11 protein-coding genes and 1 tRNA gene are annotated in these 16,056 nt (G+C 61.8%); 9 read left to right on the plus strand and 3 right to left on the minus strand.

Annotated elements, in window-relative coordinates:
* The first annotated feature begins 261 nt into the window (after positions 1–261).
* A complete protein-coding gene (locus KF712_16570) occupies positions 262–477 on the plus strand; it encodes a helix-turn-helix domain-containing protein (GenBank protein MBX3742603.1) in 216 nt (71 codons plus the stop codon).
* Between the two features lie 194 nt (positions 478–671).
* Here KF712_16570 and KF712_16575 read toward each other — a convergent pair.
* Positions 672–753, minus strand: a tRNA-Leu gene (locus KF712_16575).
* 156 nt (positions 754–909) lie between these two features.
* Here KF712_16575 and KF712_16580 point away from each other — a divergent pair.
* The 6 genes from KF712_16580 to KF712_16605 all read left to right on the plus strand — a co-directional run bounded on the left by KF712_16580 (position 910) and on the right by KF712_16605 (position 9,549).
* Positions 910–1,974: an ABC transporter ATP-binding protein gene (locus KF712_16580; protein ID MBX3742604.1), complete on the plus strand. Its 1,065-nt coding sequence runs from the start codon at positions 910–912 to the stop codon at positions 1,972–1,974.
* Positions 1,975–1,984: 10 nt separating this feature from the next.
* A complete protein-coding gene (locus KF712_16585) occupies positions 1,985–3,472 on the plus strand; it encodes an extracellular solute-binding protein (protein ID MBX3742605.1) in 1,488 nt (495 codons plus the stop codon).
* Positions 3,469–5,175, plus strand: coding sequence for an iron ABC transporter permease (locus KF712_16590; GenBank protein MBX3742606.1), 1,707 nt, complete (start codon positions 3,469–3,471; stop codon positions 5,173–5,175). Before KF712_16585 ends, KF712_16590 begins: the two co-directional genes overlap by 4 nt.
* 56 nt (positions 5,176–5,231) lie before the next feature.
* The gene (locus tag KF712_16595) at positions 5,232–6,002 is read left to right on the plus strand and encodes an NIPSNAP family protein (protein ID MBX3742607.1); all 771 of its coding nucleotides are present in this window, start codon (positions 5,232–5,234) and stop codon (positions 6,000–6,002) included.
* Positions 6,003–6,110: 108 nt separating this feature from the next.
* Positions 6,111–7,016, plus strand: coding sequence for a 30S ribosomal protein S6--L-glutamate ligase (gene rimK, locus KF712_16600; protein ID MBX3742608.1), 906 nt, complete (start codon positions 6,111–6,113; stop codon positions 7,014–7,016).
* Between the two features lie 196 nt (positions 7,017–7,212).
* On the plus strand, positions 7,213–9,549 hold the full coding sequence (locus KF712_16605) for an FG-GAP repeat protein (GenBank protein MBX3742609.1): 2,337 nt from the start codon (positions 7,213–7,215) through the stop codon (positions 9,547–9,549).
* Positions 9,550–9,554: 5 nt separating this feature from the next.
* On the opposite strand, the gene KF712_16610 is transcribed toward KF712_16605, so the two are convergent.
* A complete protein-coding gene (locus KF712_16610) occupies positions 9,555–10,919 on the minus strand; it encodes a replication-associated recombination protein A (protein ID MBX3742610.1) in 1,365 nt (454 codons plus the stop codon).
* A gap of 42 nt (positions 10,920–10,961) precedes the next feature.
* Between KF712_16610 and KF712_16615 the strand changes: the two genes are divergently transcribed.
* Positions 10,962–11,516, plus strand: coding sequence for an NUDIX domain-containing protein (locus tag KF712_16615; GenBank protein MBX3742611.1), 555 nt, complete (start codon positions 10,962–10,964; stop codon positions 11,514–11,516).
* Positions 11,517–11,542: 26 nt separating this feature from the next.
* Here the strand turns inward: KF712_16615 and KF712_16620 are convergent, their stop codons facing one another.
* Complete coding sequence (locus tag KF712_16620) at positions 11,543–12,451, minus strand: mechanosensitive ion channel (GenBank protein ID MBX3742612.1); 909 nt, start codon at positions 12,449–12,451, stop codon at positions 11,543–11,545.
* A gap of 137 nt (positions 12,452–12,588) precedes the next feature.
* On the opposite strand from KF712_16620, the gene KF712_16625 reads away from it, so the two are divergent.
* Entirely contained in the window at positions 12,589–16,056 is a 3,468-nt protein-coding gene (locus KF712_16625) for a pyruvate carboxylase (GenBank protein MBX3742613.1), read from the plus strand.

Genomic DNA, 16,056 nt, shown 5'->3' on the forward strand with positions numbered 1-16,056 from the left:
GTCGCGTACACTGAAAGAAGAATGCCTCGCAACGCACGAAATCGGATCACCCATTCAAGCCGATGTAACGAATGCCGACCACAGTGGAATCGACTGTCAGCACCCCGCCCTATTCCGTGCGGCTACTGAAGCGGTCTGGCTGGAAGCGCTTACCTCAGGATAAGAACCGCGTGGATGGGGAAAATACTTCCATTCATTTGGAAGACGGGTTTGCACCCAAACTGGAACACGTGGCTGGCTGCGATGTGAAAGGCTGATCACATGCAATCACCAGACGCTTCGCCAAAGGGCCACCTGAATACGTCGGCGGAAAATCCAGAGGAACCGTGGATCAATTCCTACGATGCGTGCCACCATCTCGGGATCTCCATTGCCACCCTCCATCGTTGGGTGAAAAGCGGAAGGCTAAAACCCAAGCGGACACCCGGGGGGGTGTATCGCTTCCGGCGGTCGGACCTGAACGCCCTCCTACGGTGAATCTCCGATTTCCAATCCGGGAAAGAACGCGCCCCGTGAGCACGGATGAAATCGGCTGCCAGCGAAAGCCTGTCGACGCGGAGGTGAGGTTCAAAACTGGCAGCAAACTGGCAGCGGACCTAAAAAAGCCTTCTTCAGAGCAAGAAAAAAGGAGGCTTTAAAAGCCTCCTAATTCCTTTATTCCCAACGAAAAGTGCTCGAAAGAGGACTCGAACCTCCACAGGTTTCCCTACTAGATCCTTAGTCTAGCGCGTCTACCAATTCCGCCATCCGAGCGTTTCCGGTTGGGTGGGCGGGCACTTGGTAAGTGCCTGCCGGAGCCTTTGCAAGAGAATCTTTGGGTTATTTCCGAAAAAATTCCGATCCTGATTTGGCACCGTTACGGCTTGCTTACCAACGCTTCTGCGGAAGCATGGTCCCACCCTTGTATCCATGGACTCCATCCGCGCTGAATCCATCGTAAAAACCTTCGGAAAGGTGCAGGCCCTTGATGGCGTCAGCCTCACGGTCCGGCCGGGCGAGCTGTTTTTCCTTCTGGGAGCCTCCGGTTGTGGGAAGACCACCCTTCTCCGCTGCATCGCCGGTCTGGAAACACCCACCAGCGGAAGGATCTTCTTCGGCGACCGGGAGGTCACGACGATGCCACCACACAAGCGGGAGGCGGCCCTCGTTTTCCAATCCTACGCATTGTGGCCGCATCTCACCGTGGCCCAGAACATCGCCTTCGGGCTGGAGGAGAGGAAGGTGCCGAAGGCGGAGATCAAACGGCGGGTGGAGGAAGCACTGGAAATGGTGAAGCTGCCGGGCTTTGGCGGGCGTTCCATCGACCAGATGTCTGGTGGGCAGCAGCAGCGGGTGTCCCTCGCCCGTGCGTTGGTGGTGAAACCCAAATGCCTGTTGCTTGATGAGCCATTATCGAATCTGGATGCCCAGCTCCGGATCGAGATGCGGCGCGAGATCCGCAGGATCGTGAAAGAGAATGGCCTGACCGGGATCTATGTCACACACGATCAGGAAGAGGCACTGGCGATGGCGGACCGGATGGCGGTGCTGGACCACGGGAGGATCTGCCAGATTGGCACGCCGGAAGAGATCTACCGCTCACCCCATACGGCCCATGTCGCGGGTTTCATCGGTGAGACGAATATCATCGACGGAGTGGTGGTGGAACAGCGGGCCGGCCACTGCATCGCGAAGACGGATGGCGGGGCCTTGATCGGCAGGATGGGAGATGCCTCATGGAGTCCCGCCACGGGTGACAGGGTGAGCATTTCCATCCGTCCGGAAGCCTGGCGGCTGAAGCAGGCGGAAGGGGAAAACGTGCTCGCAGGCACGGTGATCGACCGGACCTATCTGGGCCAGCGCATCCAATACCTGATCGGCACGGCCGTGGGACGGCAAGAGGTGGTGGAGATGAATCCGCAGGTCATGCATGAACCTGGCGCGAATGTCTCCATCTCCTGCCGCCATGCGGATGTGATGATCCTGAAACCCTGATGTCACCACGGTGAAAACGCGCGCGCTGCTGATCCTGGGCCTGCTGGCGGTCATCGTGGCCCTGCCGGTGGTCATGCGACGCGAGACAGCGACGGTATCCCCTGCCGAGGCGGATGACCGGCTGGTGATCATCACCCCGCACCATGAGTCCATCCGCCTGGAGTTCGAGGAAGCGTTCGCCGCATGGTGGAAGCGCTCCACCGGGAGGACGATCTATCTGGACTGGCGGAAGCCGGGCGGCACCTCGGAAATCAGGATGGTGCTGGACGCCGGATTCGAGGCGGCGGCGGACGGAAGGCGCGAGGGTATTGGCATCGATATCTTTTTCGGCGGCGGCGAGCCGGATTTCTCAGGCCAGGCAAGGCTCGGACGGCTGGCACCGCTCGATGTTTTCACGAAGCATCCGGAATGGTTCGGTGAAGGCGGCGTGATCCCGGAAACCTTCACCGGGGAGCGATACTACGCCGCCGACCACACCTGGGTGGCCACATGCATGTCCCAGTTCGGCATTTGCTACAATCCGGACGCGATCAAACGCATGGGCCTGCCTGAGCCGGCACAGTGGGATGACTTGGGCGATCCAGGCTATGCGGGTTCGCTGGCACTAGCGGACCCCACCAAAAGCGGCTCCGTTGCGCGTGCGTTCGAACTGATCCTGCAAACCCATATGCAGCGCGAGCCGGCATCCTCACAGGGAGACGCGGATGCGGCGATTGCCAGAGGATGGGACAACGGGCTCCGGCTCATCCAGCGGATGGCGGCGAATGCCCGTTATTTCACGGACAGCGCACCGAAGCCCCCGCAGGATGTGGTCCAGGGAAATGCCGCGGCGGGTATGTGCATCGACTTTTACGGCAGATCCTATGAGGGCGAATTCACCACCGCCGATGGCCGCCCGCGCCTGAAGTGGATCGCCCCCCATGCGGGCACCACGCTGAGCGGGGATCCCATTGCCGTATTGAAAGGCGCGCCCCATCCGGAGATCGCGCAGGCGTTCGTCGAATTCTGCCTGACACCGGAGGCCCAGCGGATCTGGTTCGGAAAACCGGGCACACCCCACGGCCCCATCGCCCGTTCGCTGCACCGCATGCCGGTGAGAAAGGACGTCTATACGCCGGAGAATCTGGCAGCCTCCAGCATGCCCGGCGTCCACCCTTACACGGATGAGGGGAACTTCACCTACCGTCCGGAACTCACCGGCAGCAAGGCCTTCAACACCATCCGGAATCTGGTGAAGGTGATGTGCATCGACTCCCATGAGGAAATGAAGGATGCCTGGCAGGCACTCCGCGATGCCGGCATGCCGGCGGATGCCCTGGCCGTGTTCGCTGATGTGTCCATGGTCCCCTACTCCGCAGTGGGCAAGGGAGATGCCCGGCTGGATTCCAAAGACCCCATGGTGGCCGCCGCACGGGCAGCGGAGTTGGGCGAATGGTTCCGGGAAAACTACCGCCGCGCCGCCGCCATGGCGCGGGCGAAAACCACCACCGCCCGATGAAACGGGGCACCGCCATCTTCCTCACGGCCATCGTCACGCTGCTGTTCGCGGTGTTCTTCCTCTATCCGGCGGGGATGGTGGTGAAGCAGGCCTTCGAGTTGAAGGGGCCGGATGGCTCCACCCGCTACACGCTCGAGTTCATCATCGCCGTGTTCCGGAACCCGATCTACCGGGAGGGCCTGTGGAATGCCTTTGCCCTCGGCATCACCAGCACCATCGCCACGCTGGCGATCGCCTTTCCCCTCGCCCTCATCGGGCACCGCTATGATTTCATGGGGCGAAGGGTGCTCGGCGTGCTGGTGCTGGCCCCACTGATCGTCCCGCCCTTCGTCGGAGCGGTGGGGGTGAAGCAGATGCTGGGGGTGAATGGAGCGCTGAACGCCCTGCTCATCGACCTGGGGATGATGGACCCGGCATTGCCCTACGACTGGCTAGCGCACGGACGGTTCACAGGCATCGTCGTGATGAACGCGCTGCATCTCTACCCCATCCTCTACATGAACATCGCCGCCGCGTTGTCCAATCTGGATCCGGCGATGGAACAAGCGGCGGAAAACCTGGGCTGCCCGCCATGGAAACGGTTCCTCCGCATCACCCTGCCACTCTCCATGCCCGGTGTTTTCGCGGGTTCCTCCATCGTCTTCATCTGGGCCTTCACGGAGCTGGGGGTGCCGCTGGTCTTCGACTACTCCAGGGTGGCCCCGGTGCAGATCTTCGATGGCATCAAGGGGCTGGACAAAAACCCCACCCCCTATGCCCTCACGGCCATCCTCCTGGTCGTCGCAGCGGTGGTGTTTTCCCTTTCGAAGTTGGTGATGGGGCGTTCCCCCCTGGGCACCGCACCGCGCCCGAAGGGACGGTCCGACCTGAAACGCATCGGCGGCATCCGCTCGGCCGCGTGCGCCCTGTTGTTCCTCGGGGTGTTCCTCCTCGCCTCAGTCCCGCATCTCGGGGTGATCCTCCTTTCGCTGGCCGGTCGATGGTATGGCACGGTGGTGCCGGATGAATTCACCGCCCGGCACTACACCGAAGCGCTGGGGAACGGTCTGGTCGTTCCGTCGATCCAGAACAGCCTCATGTATGCCGGGTGTGCCACGTTGGTCGCGCTCGCCATCGGACTGGCGGTGGCGTGGGTGGTGGTCCGGTCAAATCTGCGGTCACGCGGGTGGTTGGACGCCCTGGTGATGCTGCCGCTCGCGGTGCCCGGGCTGGTGATGGCCTTCGGCTATCTCGCCCTATCCCAGGAGGACAAGCCGTTCCACTTCCTCATCGGCGCGGACGGGAGTCCTTTCCTCCTGCTGGTGATCGCCTACGCCTTCCGCCGACTGCCCTACGTCGTCAGGTCCGCGGTGGCGGGCCTCCAGCAAAGCAACCCGGCGCTGGAGGAAGCCGCCCGCTCGCTGGGCGCCACACCGTCACGCACCCTGCGGAGGATCGCCATCCCGCTCATCGGGGCGAATCTCATGGCCGGGTCCATCTTCGCCTTCGCCTTTGCGATGCTGGAGGTGAGCGACAGTCTCATCCTTGCCCAGCAAACCCAGCACTACCCCATCACCAAGGCGATCTACACCCTGCTCAGCACACTGGGCAACGGGACCGAGCTGGCCGCCGCACTGGGCGTATGGGCGATGGTATTCCTTTCCGTAGCCATCATGGGTGCGGCCATCCTGGCGGGAAAACGCGGAGGACTGTTCCGGGTCTGAACCGCGGATTTGCCTCGCCAAAGCCCCCGCCCCGATTTCCAGTGTCGGGCAAAGCCATGAGACGCGCCTCGTTCCTCCGCCTGCTTGCCCTTTCCATCCTCTCCGCCATGTCCTCCACCGCGGCTGAAAGTTCCACCAACACCTGCTTCGAACTCCGCACCTACTATGCCGCGGAAGGAAAACTGGACGCGCTGAACTCGCGCTTCCGCGACCATACCACCAAGCTTTTCGCCAAGCATGGAATGACCAACGTCGGCTATTGGGTGCCACTGGAAAACACGGAGAACAAGCTGGTCTACCTGCTTTCCTATCCGGACAAGGCCTCCCGTGACAAATCATGGGCCGCTTTCCAGGCGGATCCGGAATGGGTGGCCGCCAAGGCGAAATCCGAAGAAGGGGGAAAGCTGGTCGCCAAGGCCGACAACCGCTTCCTCTCCCCCACGGATTTCTCCACCATCACCTACGCCGCGGCTGACGCACCGCAGACCTTCGAACTGCGGACCTACACGACCGGCCCGGGAAATCTGGATCACCTGCTGAAACGCTTCCGCGAGCACACCGTCGCGCTGTTCACGAAACATGGCATGCGCCACTTCCACTACTTCACCCCATCGAAAGGTGAGCCGGGCGCGGAAAACACCCTCATCTACTTCCTCGCCCACGCGTCTCCTGAAGCGGGCAAGGCATCTTTCACCGCCTTCCGCGCGGACCCGGAGTGGATCAAGGCACGCGCCGCCTCCGAAGCCGCCGCGGGTGGCTCACTGACCGTGGAGGACGGCGTGAAATCCGAGCTTCTCAAGGCAACGGATTATTCCCCGGTGAAATGATGGCGGACTGTTGTCCGTCCGGTGCCACCATATTCCAATCCCGTCACACGAATTCCGGTTGACCATGGCCGGAGCGCGTCTATTGCACCCATCCGCGTGCATCGTTCCATGAAGCTCCTCATCCTTTCCCGCAACCCGCAGCTCTACAGCACCGATGCGCTCGTCAAGGCCGCCGAAAAGCGCGGCCACGATGTCCGGGTGGTGGACTACCTGCGCTGCTACATGAACATCACCTCCCGCAAGCCGCGCATCTACGTGGACGGGGAGGAACTCCAGGCGGACGCCGTCATTCCCCGCATCGCGGCGAGGCACACGTTCTACGGCAACGCCGTCGTCCGCCAGTTCGAGATGATGAACGTCTTCACCCTCAACGATTCCGTCGCCATCGCCCGCTCCCGGGACAAGCTGCGCTCGATGCAGATCCTCGCGAAACGCGGCGTCGGCCTGCCGGTCACCGGCTTCGCCCACCACACGGACGCCACCGGGAAACTCATCGAAATGTGCGGCGGCGCACCACTGGTCATCAAACTGCTGGAAGGCACGCAGGGCGTCGGCGTCGTGCTGGCTGAAACGGCGAACGCCGCCAGCTCCGTGATCGAGGCGTTCAAGGACCTGAACGCGAACATTCTGGTGCAGGAATTCATCAAGGAAGCGAAAGGTTCCGACATCCGCTGCATCGTGGTCGGAGGAAAGGTCGTCGCCTCCATGAAACGTCAGGCTCCCGAGGGCGAGTTCCGCTCGAACCTCCATCGCGGCGGCTCCGCCGAAAAGGTGAAAATCACCCCGGAGGAACGCGCCACCGCCATCCGTGCGGCGAAGGCCATGGGACTCAACGTCGCCGGTGTCGATCTGCTCCGCTCGAACCACGGCCCCGTGGTCATGGAGGTGAACTCCTCCCCCGGTCTGGAAGGCATCGAGCAATCATCCAAAAAGGACGTGGCGGGCGGCATCATCGAGTTCATCGAGCGGACCCTTGCTAACCCCGCCAAGGCCTCCAAGTCAGGTGACAAGTAAGATCCGGCGGCTGGAGCCATAACTCCTTGCCGCCAGGATGATTCCCGGAGCATGCTTATCAGCGATGATTGCTCGTATCCTGGTGTCCCTCATAATTTTTTCCGGATTCACGGCAGCATCAGCGGAAGTTCTCTTCCCCCCTGGCACCACAGGCTGGCATCGGCTGGGTGACTCCCTGTCAGCGGATGGTGACCACATGGCCGTCAGTGCTTCCGGCAACGGGCAGGTGATCATCAGGATCCGGCATGAGGAGGGATGGAGAACATCGAAAGTCATTCCGGCGGTGGATGATGTGGAGTCCGTCCACCTGTCAGGCAGCCACCTATGTATCAGATCCGCCCAATCCATCCGGATGTATGGCCGGAACAGCGGAGGGACGGATAACTGGGGACTCACCGCGGAGATGGCGATGAGATCCGGGGGAGTCGCCCTTTCCGGCACCCGGATGCTCATTGCCGGGAACAACCGCACCGATGAATATGGCTACAGTCCGGAAACCGGCACATGGGCCATGCTGCAGACCGTCGCCACCGGAGCAAGAACTCCGCAGGCACTCTCCGGCGATTTTGCCATCTTGGTCGCTGAAAACTCGTTCGCTTCGTTCACCGGCACTCCCCAGCTCTTCAAACGCGGTGAATCCGGAAGCTGGGAACCCGGAATGGCTCTCGCCCCGATCCATCATACGGGAGTACGTTCCGGCGTCGCCATGCATGGAGACCGGATCATCCTGGGGATTCCTGCCCGTTTCACGACGGGAAACACGGGTGAAGTCCGTGTCCTGGGACGGAACGTGGGTGGCACGGATGCCTGGGGCGAAGAGCAGATCATCCTCCCTGAAGGAACAGCCCAGGCATTCGGAGCCAGCATCTCCTTCACCGGAGATACCATCGCAGTGGGCATGGAGGGTTCCGATCAGACAATCCACCTTTACCGGCGGGCCGGGGATTCCTTCGACTTTTTCGCCCGGTTGCTTCCAGGCGGATACGCCTCCGAGGGATTCGGGCGGGAGCTGGGGTTGTCCACCGACCGCGTGGTCGCAGCGGACCTATGGGGAGGCACCCCCAACAACTACGCTGGAGCTGTGTTCAGTTTCACTATCCCCCAGGCCCCTTCTGGCTCCATTCTCCATGAGGACGAAGTCTTCAGGACTTCTCCCGAAGCCGCAGGCGATCACTTCGGCGAAAGCCTCGCCATGGATGGCGACCTCCTTGCCGTAGGTACCCCTTTCGCGGATGACCCGTATGAAAACGGCGGCATTGTCTATCTCTACCAAAAGACCCTGGAGGGTTCCTGGGAAAACGTGAAGACCATCACCCCCGGCAACGATTCACTGTATTCCCATTTCGGTTCCGCTGTCGCCCTCCGCAACGGCACACTGGCTGTCGCCGCACCCGGCTCACGCGAAATCCACCTGTTCGGCCGCGACCATGGCGGCATCGGCCAATGGGGGAAAATCCTCACCATTACGGACTGTCTCGCCCACCGCCTCTCTCTGGATGGAGACGTCCTGGCGGCCATCTCCACCTGGGACCATCTGAATGTCTTCGAACGCAATCAGGGAGGAGCCGGAAAATGGGGGAAGGTTCCCGCATCCGGCTCCGGGAATCATGTCACGGTCTCCGGAGGGATTCTGATCAGCTCAGGCAATTCCAACTGGGCTTCGGTGATGGAACGTGGAGCCAGCGGCTGGGAATATGCGTCCGGCCTCACCACGTCCAATCCATACGTCATGCTCGGAGCATGCTCCCTGTCCGGAGACACCGTAGCCATCAGCGCAGCACCAGGCTTCGGCCAGCCTCCCGGAGAATGGGTGTCGATCTTCAAAAAGAACACCGCTTCGCCAGGCGAATGGGTGGAAATATCCCGTATCCAGCCACCTGACCGACAAAACACCATCCGCTTTGGCCACAGCATCCAACTCATGGGTAACATGCTTGTCATTGGCGCTCCCGGAGACGTTACCGGAGGAGTTGAATCAGGCTCTGTCTATGTTTTCCGTGGGAACGAAGATCTGACTTCATGGACTCTCGTCCGGAAGATCCGGATGCCGGGAAACGCGGCGGAGGATGCCTACGGTTCAACTGTCGCGACCAATGGCGATGATGTCGCTGCAGGTGCTCCTGAAAAATCATCGGTCTGGCCGGAAGGTGGCGCGGTGCATGTCGATGCATCCTCCACCCACCTGGCGAAATGGGTGGATTTGCACTCCCTCGCCGGCCACGACGAACAGGAGGTATTGCTCGGTTATGCGATGGGGGTTGATCCCAGGAACCATCCGGGGCGGACCATCCGCCTGGTTGCCGGAGGAAATGGCAGCCACTCCATCTTCTATCCCCGCGCCAAGGATGCGCCGGGGGTGGATTTCAGGATGGAGTGGTCGGAAGATCTCAACTTGTGGAAAGATACCGGGACTGATCCCGGCATTTCCCGATCAGTGGATGCCGAATCCCCAGATGCGTGGGAGCACCGCCTGGTGATTCCGCCAACCACACATGGCAGGGCGTTCTTCCGTGCAAGGGCGATCCGCCGTTGAATCCCCTACTTCTCCATCTGCGAACGCCAGTAGTCCAGGCGTTCCTTGATCCGCTTCTCCATCCCCTGCTCCCCCGGTTGGTAGTAGGTGCGGCCCTCCGGCAGGTAGGCCTGCGGGATGTAGGCCCCCTCGTAGTCGTGGGAGTAAAGGTAGCGCAGATTTTCTTCGGTTTCTCCGGAGGCACTGGCGAGCTTTTTGCGGGTTCTGGTCCGGAGATGCGGAGGAACTGCCAGCGTGCGGCCACTTTCCACATCGGACATCGCCTTTCCTAGAGCGGCGTAGGCGGTGTTCGATTTCGGTGCGGTCGCCAGATAGACGGTGGCATGGGCCAGCGGGATCCTGCCCTCCGGCATGCCGACGAACTCCAGCGCGCCGTGGGCATCCAAGGCCACGCGCAGGGCACCGGAGTCCGCCAGGCCGATGTCCTCCGAAGCTGAGATCACCAGCCGCCGGGAGATGAAACGCGGATCCTCCCCGGCATGCAGCATCTTCGCCAGCCAGTAGAGCGCGGCGTCCGGATCACTGCCGCGGATGGATTTGATGAACGCGGAGGCGGTATCGTAGTGGGCGTCACCATCCGCATCATAGACCACGGCTTTCCGCTGGATGGACTCCTCCGCCACTTCCAGGGTCAGGTGGACGGAACCATCCTCGCCCGGATGGGTGGTCAGGATGGCCAGTTCCAGTGCGGTGAGCGCTTTCCTCACATCCCCATCGGACTTTTCCGCCAGATGCTGCAACGCTTCCGGATCCGCAGCCACCCGGTAGGTTCCAAGGCCGCGCTCTTCATCGGAGATGGCCCGTTCCAGAACCGCGACCACATCCTCCACGGGCACTGCCTCCAGTTGGAAGATCTGCGACCGGGAGACGAGCGGCGAGTTCACATGGAAATACGGATTGTGCGTCGTCGCGCCGATGAACCGCACCACTCCGCGCTCGATGTGCGGCAGCAAGACGTCCTGCTGCGCCTTGTTGAAGCGGTGAATTTCATCGATGAAAAGGATCGTCGTTTCCCCCCGCAGCTCCCGCCAGGTGCGGGCCTGGTCGATCTTGGCGCGGATCTCCGCCACGTTCGACTCGACGCCGTTCAGAGACTCGAAGCGTGAACCGGTCGTCCGCGCGATCACGCTGGCCAGCGTCGTCTTTCCGGTCCCCGGAGGTCCGTAAAAAATGAGGGACGTGAAGCGGTCGGACTCGATGGCCCGGCGGAGCAGTTTCCCCTCCGCGAGGATGTGTTTCTGTCCCGCGACCTCGTCGAGCGACCTGGGCCGCATCCTGGCGGCCAGCGGCTCGGAAGGGTTCGGCTTGTCTTTGAGGGCGGCGGGAGTGGTGAAAAGATCGGACACGTCTGCTTGGTGGGAGCATCCCATCACTTGCCCTCCGCCGCCAGTCGATTTAAGGAGCGCCCGCTGATGCAGAAGTCCCGGATCCTCGAAATCGTCGCCGCTTATCTTTCCCGCCATCCCGGAGAGGCGGAACGGCTGCGGGTTTTCACCGACTATCTGGCGGTGAACGAGGAGCTTTTCAGCAGGAAGAATTTCAACGGCCACATCACCACCAGCGCGATCGTCTTCAATGCGGAGCGGGACAACCTCCTGCTCATCGTCCACAAGACACTCGGCCGCGTCCTCCAGCCCGGCGGACATTTCGAGGGTGACGATTCACTAGCCGCCAGTGCCGCCCGGGAGGTTCTGGAGGAAACAGGCGTGACCGTGGAGCCACACCCAGCCGCCTCCGGAGACCACCCGGTGGACATCGATGCCCATTGGATGCCCGCTAATCCAAAGAAGCAGGAGGACGGCCACTGGCACTTCGATTTCCGCTACCTGTTCACCTCCGCCCACGCGCATGACTTCTCCCTTCAGGAAGAGGAAGTCAGCGGCTGCGGATGGCACGCGGTGGGTTCACAAGAGGCCCAGTCGTGCTTCGGGTCTTACTGCTGGCCAAAGTTGGGACAGGCCCCATAGGACGATGGTCCCTCCGCTCACACACCCTAGCTCTCCGTCGTCGCCGGCTGGGCGGGGTGTTCGATGATATGGTAGTCCACCTGGGGATAGGGCAGTGATATTTTTTCCTCATCAAAGGCTTTTTTGGCCTGTTCGCGGATGTCGCAGGAGGCTTTGAAATGATCGTTGGTGGACACCCAGAAGCGTGCCTGCAGATCCACGGTGCTGTCTCCCAGATTTTTCACCACCACCGTTGGGGCGGGATTTTCCAGCACCCTTCCGTCCTTTTTGACGAGGTCCAGCAACACCTGCCGCGCTTGGTCGATGCTGTCGTCATAACCGATGCCGAAGGTGAGATCCACCCGCCGGGTGCCGGCCGTGGTGAAGTTGAGGATCGATTCGTTCACCAGTTTTCCGTTCGGGATGAAGACGGTGAGGTTGTCCGCCGTGAGCAGGATCGTGTGGAAGATCTGGATCTCCTTCACCTTGCCCTCGAAGCTCTGGGCCTTCACGGAATCCCCCACCCGGAATGGGCGTATGATCAGCAGCACCACACCACCGGCGAAATTCTGCAACGTGCCGGAAAGGGCAAGACCCACCGCCAGACCGGCCGCACCGATGACGGCGACGAACGAAGCCGTCGGTATGCCCAGATAGTTGATCAGCGTGACCGCCAGCGCCACCTTGAACGCCGCGTCCAGCAGGCTGCCCAGGAACGGTCGGAGCGATGGATCCACCCGCTTGTTCGCCAGCAGCTTGTGCAGCCACTTGCTGAGCAGATTCGCCAGTTTCCAGCCGATCAGGCCGATCACCAGCGCGATGCCGATCTTCGGTGCGAAAGCGACGGCGGAATCCAAGGCCTTCTGGCCGTAGCGCGTCACCTGCTCCGTCCATGTCAGCGGCTCCGCAGCCACCATCTGCTCCGTCACCACTGTCTGCGCTAAAATCGTCCACATATCGCCCTAACATGCCACAATCCCCGCAATGGCAAAAAAAACATTACGGCGCATCATCGCCGGTCCGTTGCGTTCTTTGAATCATTGGAAATTCCCTCTTCCCCTTGGCTTTTCCGGCCCTTTAGACTCCCGCCGTCATGCTGGAAACCCAATCCAATCCCGGAAAACTGATGGCCGCCAACCGCGGCGAGATCGCCATCCGCATCTTCCGCGCCGCCAACGAACTTGGTCTCCGGACCGTCTCGATTTTCGCCGAAGAAGACCGCTTCTCCATCCACCGTTTCAAGGCCGACGAGGCCTACCAACTGGACTCCTCCAAGGGGCCGGTCGGTGCCTACCTGGATGTCGAGGGGATCGTGAAGCTGGCCAAGGCAAAAGGGGTCACGATGATCCATCCGGGCTATGGCTTCCTGTCTGAGAACGCCGCCTTCGCCCGCGCCTGCGCACGGGAGGGCATCACCTTCATCGGGCCGTCCCCGGAGCTGCTGGAAAACATGGGCGACAAGACCGCCGCCCGCCAGCTCGCGGAAAAATTCAACGTCCCCACCCTGCCCGGCACCGAAGAGCCGATCACCGACCCGGACCAGGCGCTGACCGTGGCCCATGAAATCGGCTTTCCCCTCATCATCAAGGCTGCCTTCGGCGGCGGTGGCCGGGGCATGCGCGTGGTGGAGAAACCTTCCCAACTTCCCGGCCTGCTCGCGGAGGCACAGAATGAGGCGCTCAACGCGTTCGGAAACGCCGCCGTCTTCCTGGAGCGGTACATTTCCCGGGCAAAGCACATCGAGGTCCAGATCCTCGGTGACCAACATGGCAACGTCGTCCACCTCTTCGAGCGGGACTGCTCCGTGCAGCGCCGTTACCAGAAGGTGGTGGAGGTGGCCCCCGCGGTGAACCTCGACCCGAAGGTCCGCAAAGAACTCTGTGATGCCGCGGTGTCGCTTGCAAAGGGCATCGGCTACAACAATGCGGGCACCGTCGAGTTCCTCTACGACATGGACAAGAACGACTGGTTCTTCATCGAGATGAACCCGCGCATCCAGGTGGAGCACACCGTGACCGAGTGCGTCACCGGCATCGACCTCGTCCGCTCGCAGATCCTCGTTTCCGCCGGAAACTCGCTGTTCGGGGATGAGATCGCCATCCCCCAGCAGGACCAGATGCCGTGCAATGGCTTTGCCATCCAGTGCCGCGTCACCACGGAAGATCCGGAGAAGAACTTCGCGCCGGACTATGGCCGCATCCTGAACTACCGCTCCGCCGCTGGCTTCGGCATCCGTCTGGACGCCGCCTCCGGCGACGCGGGTTCCGTGGTCACCCCTTACTACGACTCCATGCTGGTGAAGGTCACCGCGATGGGCCGCAGTTTCCCCATCGCCTGCCAGCGCATGGACCGCGCCCTGCGCGAGTTCCGCATCCGCGGTGTGAAGACGAACATCCCGTTCCTTGAGAACGTCATCGCGGATGAGACCTTCCGCACCGGCCAGGCGCACACGAAGCTGATCGACACGAAAACGTCCCTCTTCAACTTCAAGATCAAGCGTGACCGGGCCACCCGCACGCTTGCCTACCTCTCCGACATCACCATCAACGGGAATCCATCCGCAAAGAACTGGAGGCCGTCATCCCCTCTCCCCGCAGCGACCATCCCGGCGAAGCGCGAAAGCGGCTACCCCGTTGCGAAGCACACGAAGCATCTGCTGACGGAACTGGGACCGGAGAAATTCACCCAGTGGATCCTCGACCAGAAGCGCCTCCTCATCACGGACACGTCGATGCGGGACGCGCACCAGTCGCTCATTGCCACGCGCATGCGCGGACTGGATATGCTGCACATCGCGGAAACGTATTCGAGCAACCTGCCGCAGCTATTCTCCCTGGAGAACTGGGGTGGAGCCACGTTCGACACCGCCATGCGCTTCCTCAGCGAGGATCCGTGGGAGCGCCTGCGCCAGCTCCGCGAGAAGATGCCGAACATCCTTTTCCAGATGCTTTTCCGCGGCTCGAACGCCGTCGGTTACTCGAACTATCCGGACAACGTGGTGGCCGGGTTCGTGAAACACGCCGCCGACAGCGGCATGGACATCTTCCGCATCTTCGACTCTCTCAACTACCTGCCGAACATGAAGGTGGCCATGGAGGCCGTCCGCGAACACGGCAAGGTTCTCTGCGAAGCCGCCATCTGCTACACCGGTGACATCCTGGATGAGAAGCGGGACAAGTATTCTCTGAAATACTACGTCGCCAAGGCGAAGGAGCTGGAAGCGATGGGCGCGCACATCCTCGCCATCAAGGACATGGCGGGCCTCTGCAAGCCGCAGGCGGCCTACAATCTCGTCAAGGCGCTGAAGGGCGAGATCGGCATCCCGATCCACTTCCATACCCACGATACCTCCGGCCTCAACGCCGCCTCCGTCATCGCCGCGGCGCGTGCGGGTGTGGACATCGCGGACCTTGCCGTGGCCTCCCTTTCCGGCTCCACCTCACAGCCGAACCTCAACTCCGTCTGCGCGGCCCTCGCTAATTCCGAACAGGATCCCGGCCTGGACATCGAGGCGATCAACGAGGTTTCCGACTACTGGGAGGAAGTCCTCGGCTTCTACAAGCCCTTCGACTCCGCGCCCCGCGCAGGCACCGCGGAGGTCTATGACCATGAGATGCCCGGCGGCCAGTACACCAACCTCCGGGAGCAGGCGAACGCGATGGGTCTCGGCCACCGCTGGCGCGAGATCGCCCGCACCTATGCGGATGTGAACCAGCTTTTCGGCGACATCGTGAAGGTGACGCCATCCTCCAAAGTGGTCGGCGACATGGCCATGTTCCTCATCACCCGCGGGATCAAGTCCGCGGATGTGCCGAAGCTGAAGCCCGGGTCCATCGATTGGCCGGAAAGCGTGATCGACATGCTGTCGGGCGGCCTCGGCCAACCGGACGGCGGCTGGCCCGTGGACGTACAGAAGGTCGTGCTCGGCAACAAGAAAGCCACCACCAAGCGGCCCGGCGAACTCGCGGAACCAATCGACCTGGAAGCCACCCGCGCGGAACTCACCACGAAACTCGGCCGCGACGCCACCGATGACGATCTCTACTCCCACCTGATGTATCCGCAGGTGTTCTCCGACTTCGTCGCGTTCCGGAAGAAATACGACGACCTCAGTGGCCTGCCGACCTCGGCGTTCTTCTACGGCCTGCAGATCGGTGAGGAAATCGAGGTCGAGATCGACCCCGGGAAAATCCTCATCATCAAGCTCATCTCCATCGGTGAGCCGGACAGCGAGGGCCGCCGCGCCTTGTTCTACGAACTCAACGGCATGCCCCGCGAATCCGTCGTCGCGGACAAGTCGCTCGTTTCCGTCTCGAAAGCCAGCCGCCCGAAGGGCGATCCGTCATCACCGGTGCAAGCCTGTGCACCGATGCCCGGCATGGTCACGGAAGTGGCCGTCTCCGCCGGTCAGGAAGTGAAGGCGGGGGACAAGCTCATCGTCCTGGAGGCGATGAAGATGCTCACCACCGTCTCCGCCAACGCAGATGGCACCGTGAAGGAGATCCTCGTCAAGAAAGGCGATCAAGTGGACAGCGACGACCTGCTGGCGAGGCTGGAGTGA

The organism is Akkermansiaceae bacterium, from assembly GCA_019634595.1.
Classification (GTDB): Bacteria; Verrucomicrobiota; Verrucomicrobiia; order Verrucomicrobiales; family Akkermansiaceae; genus Luteolibacter.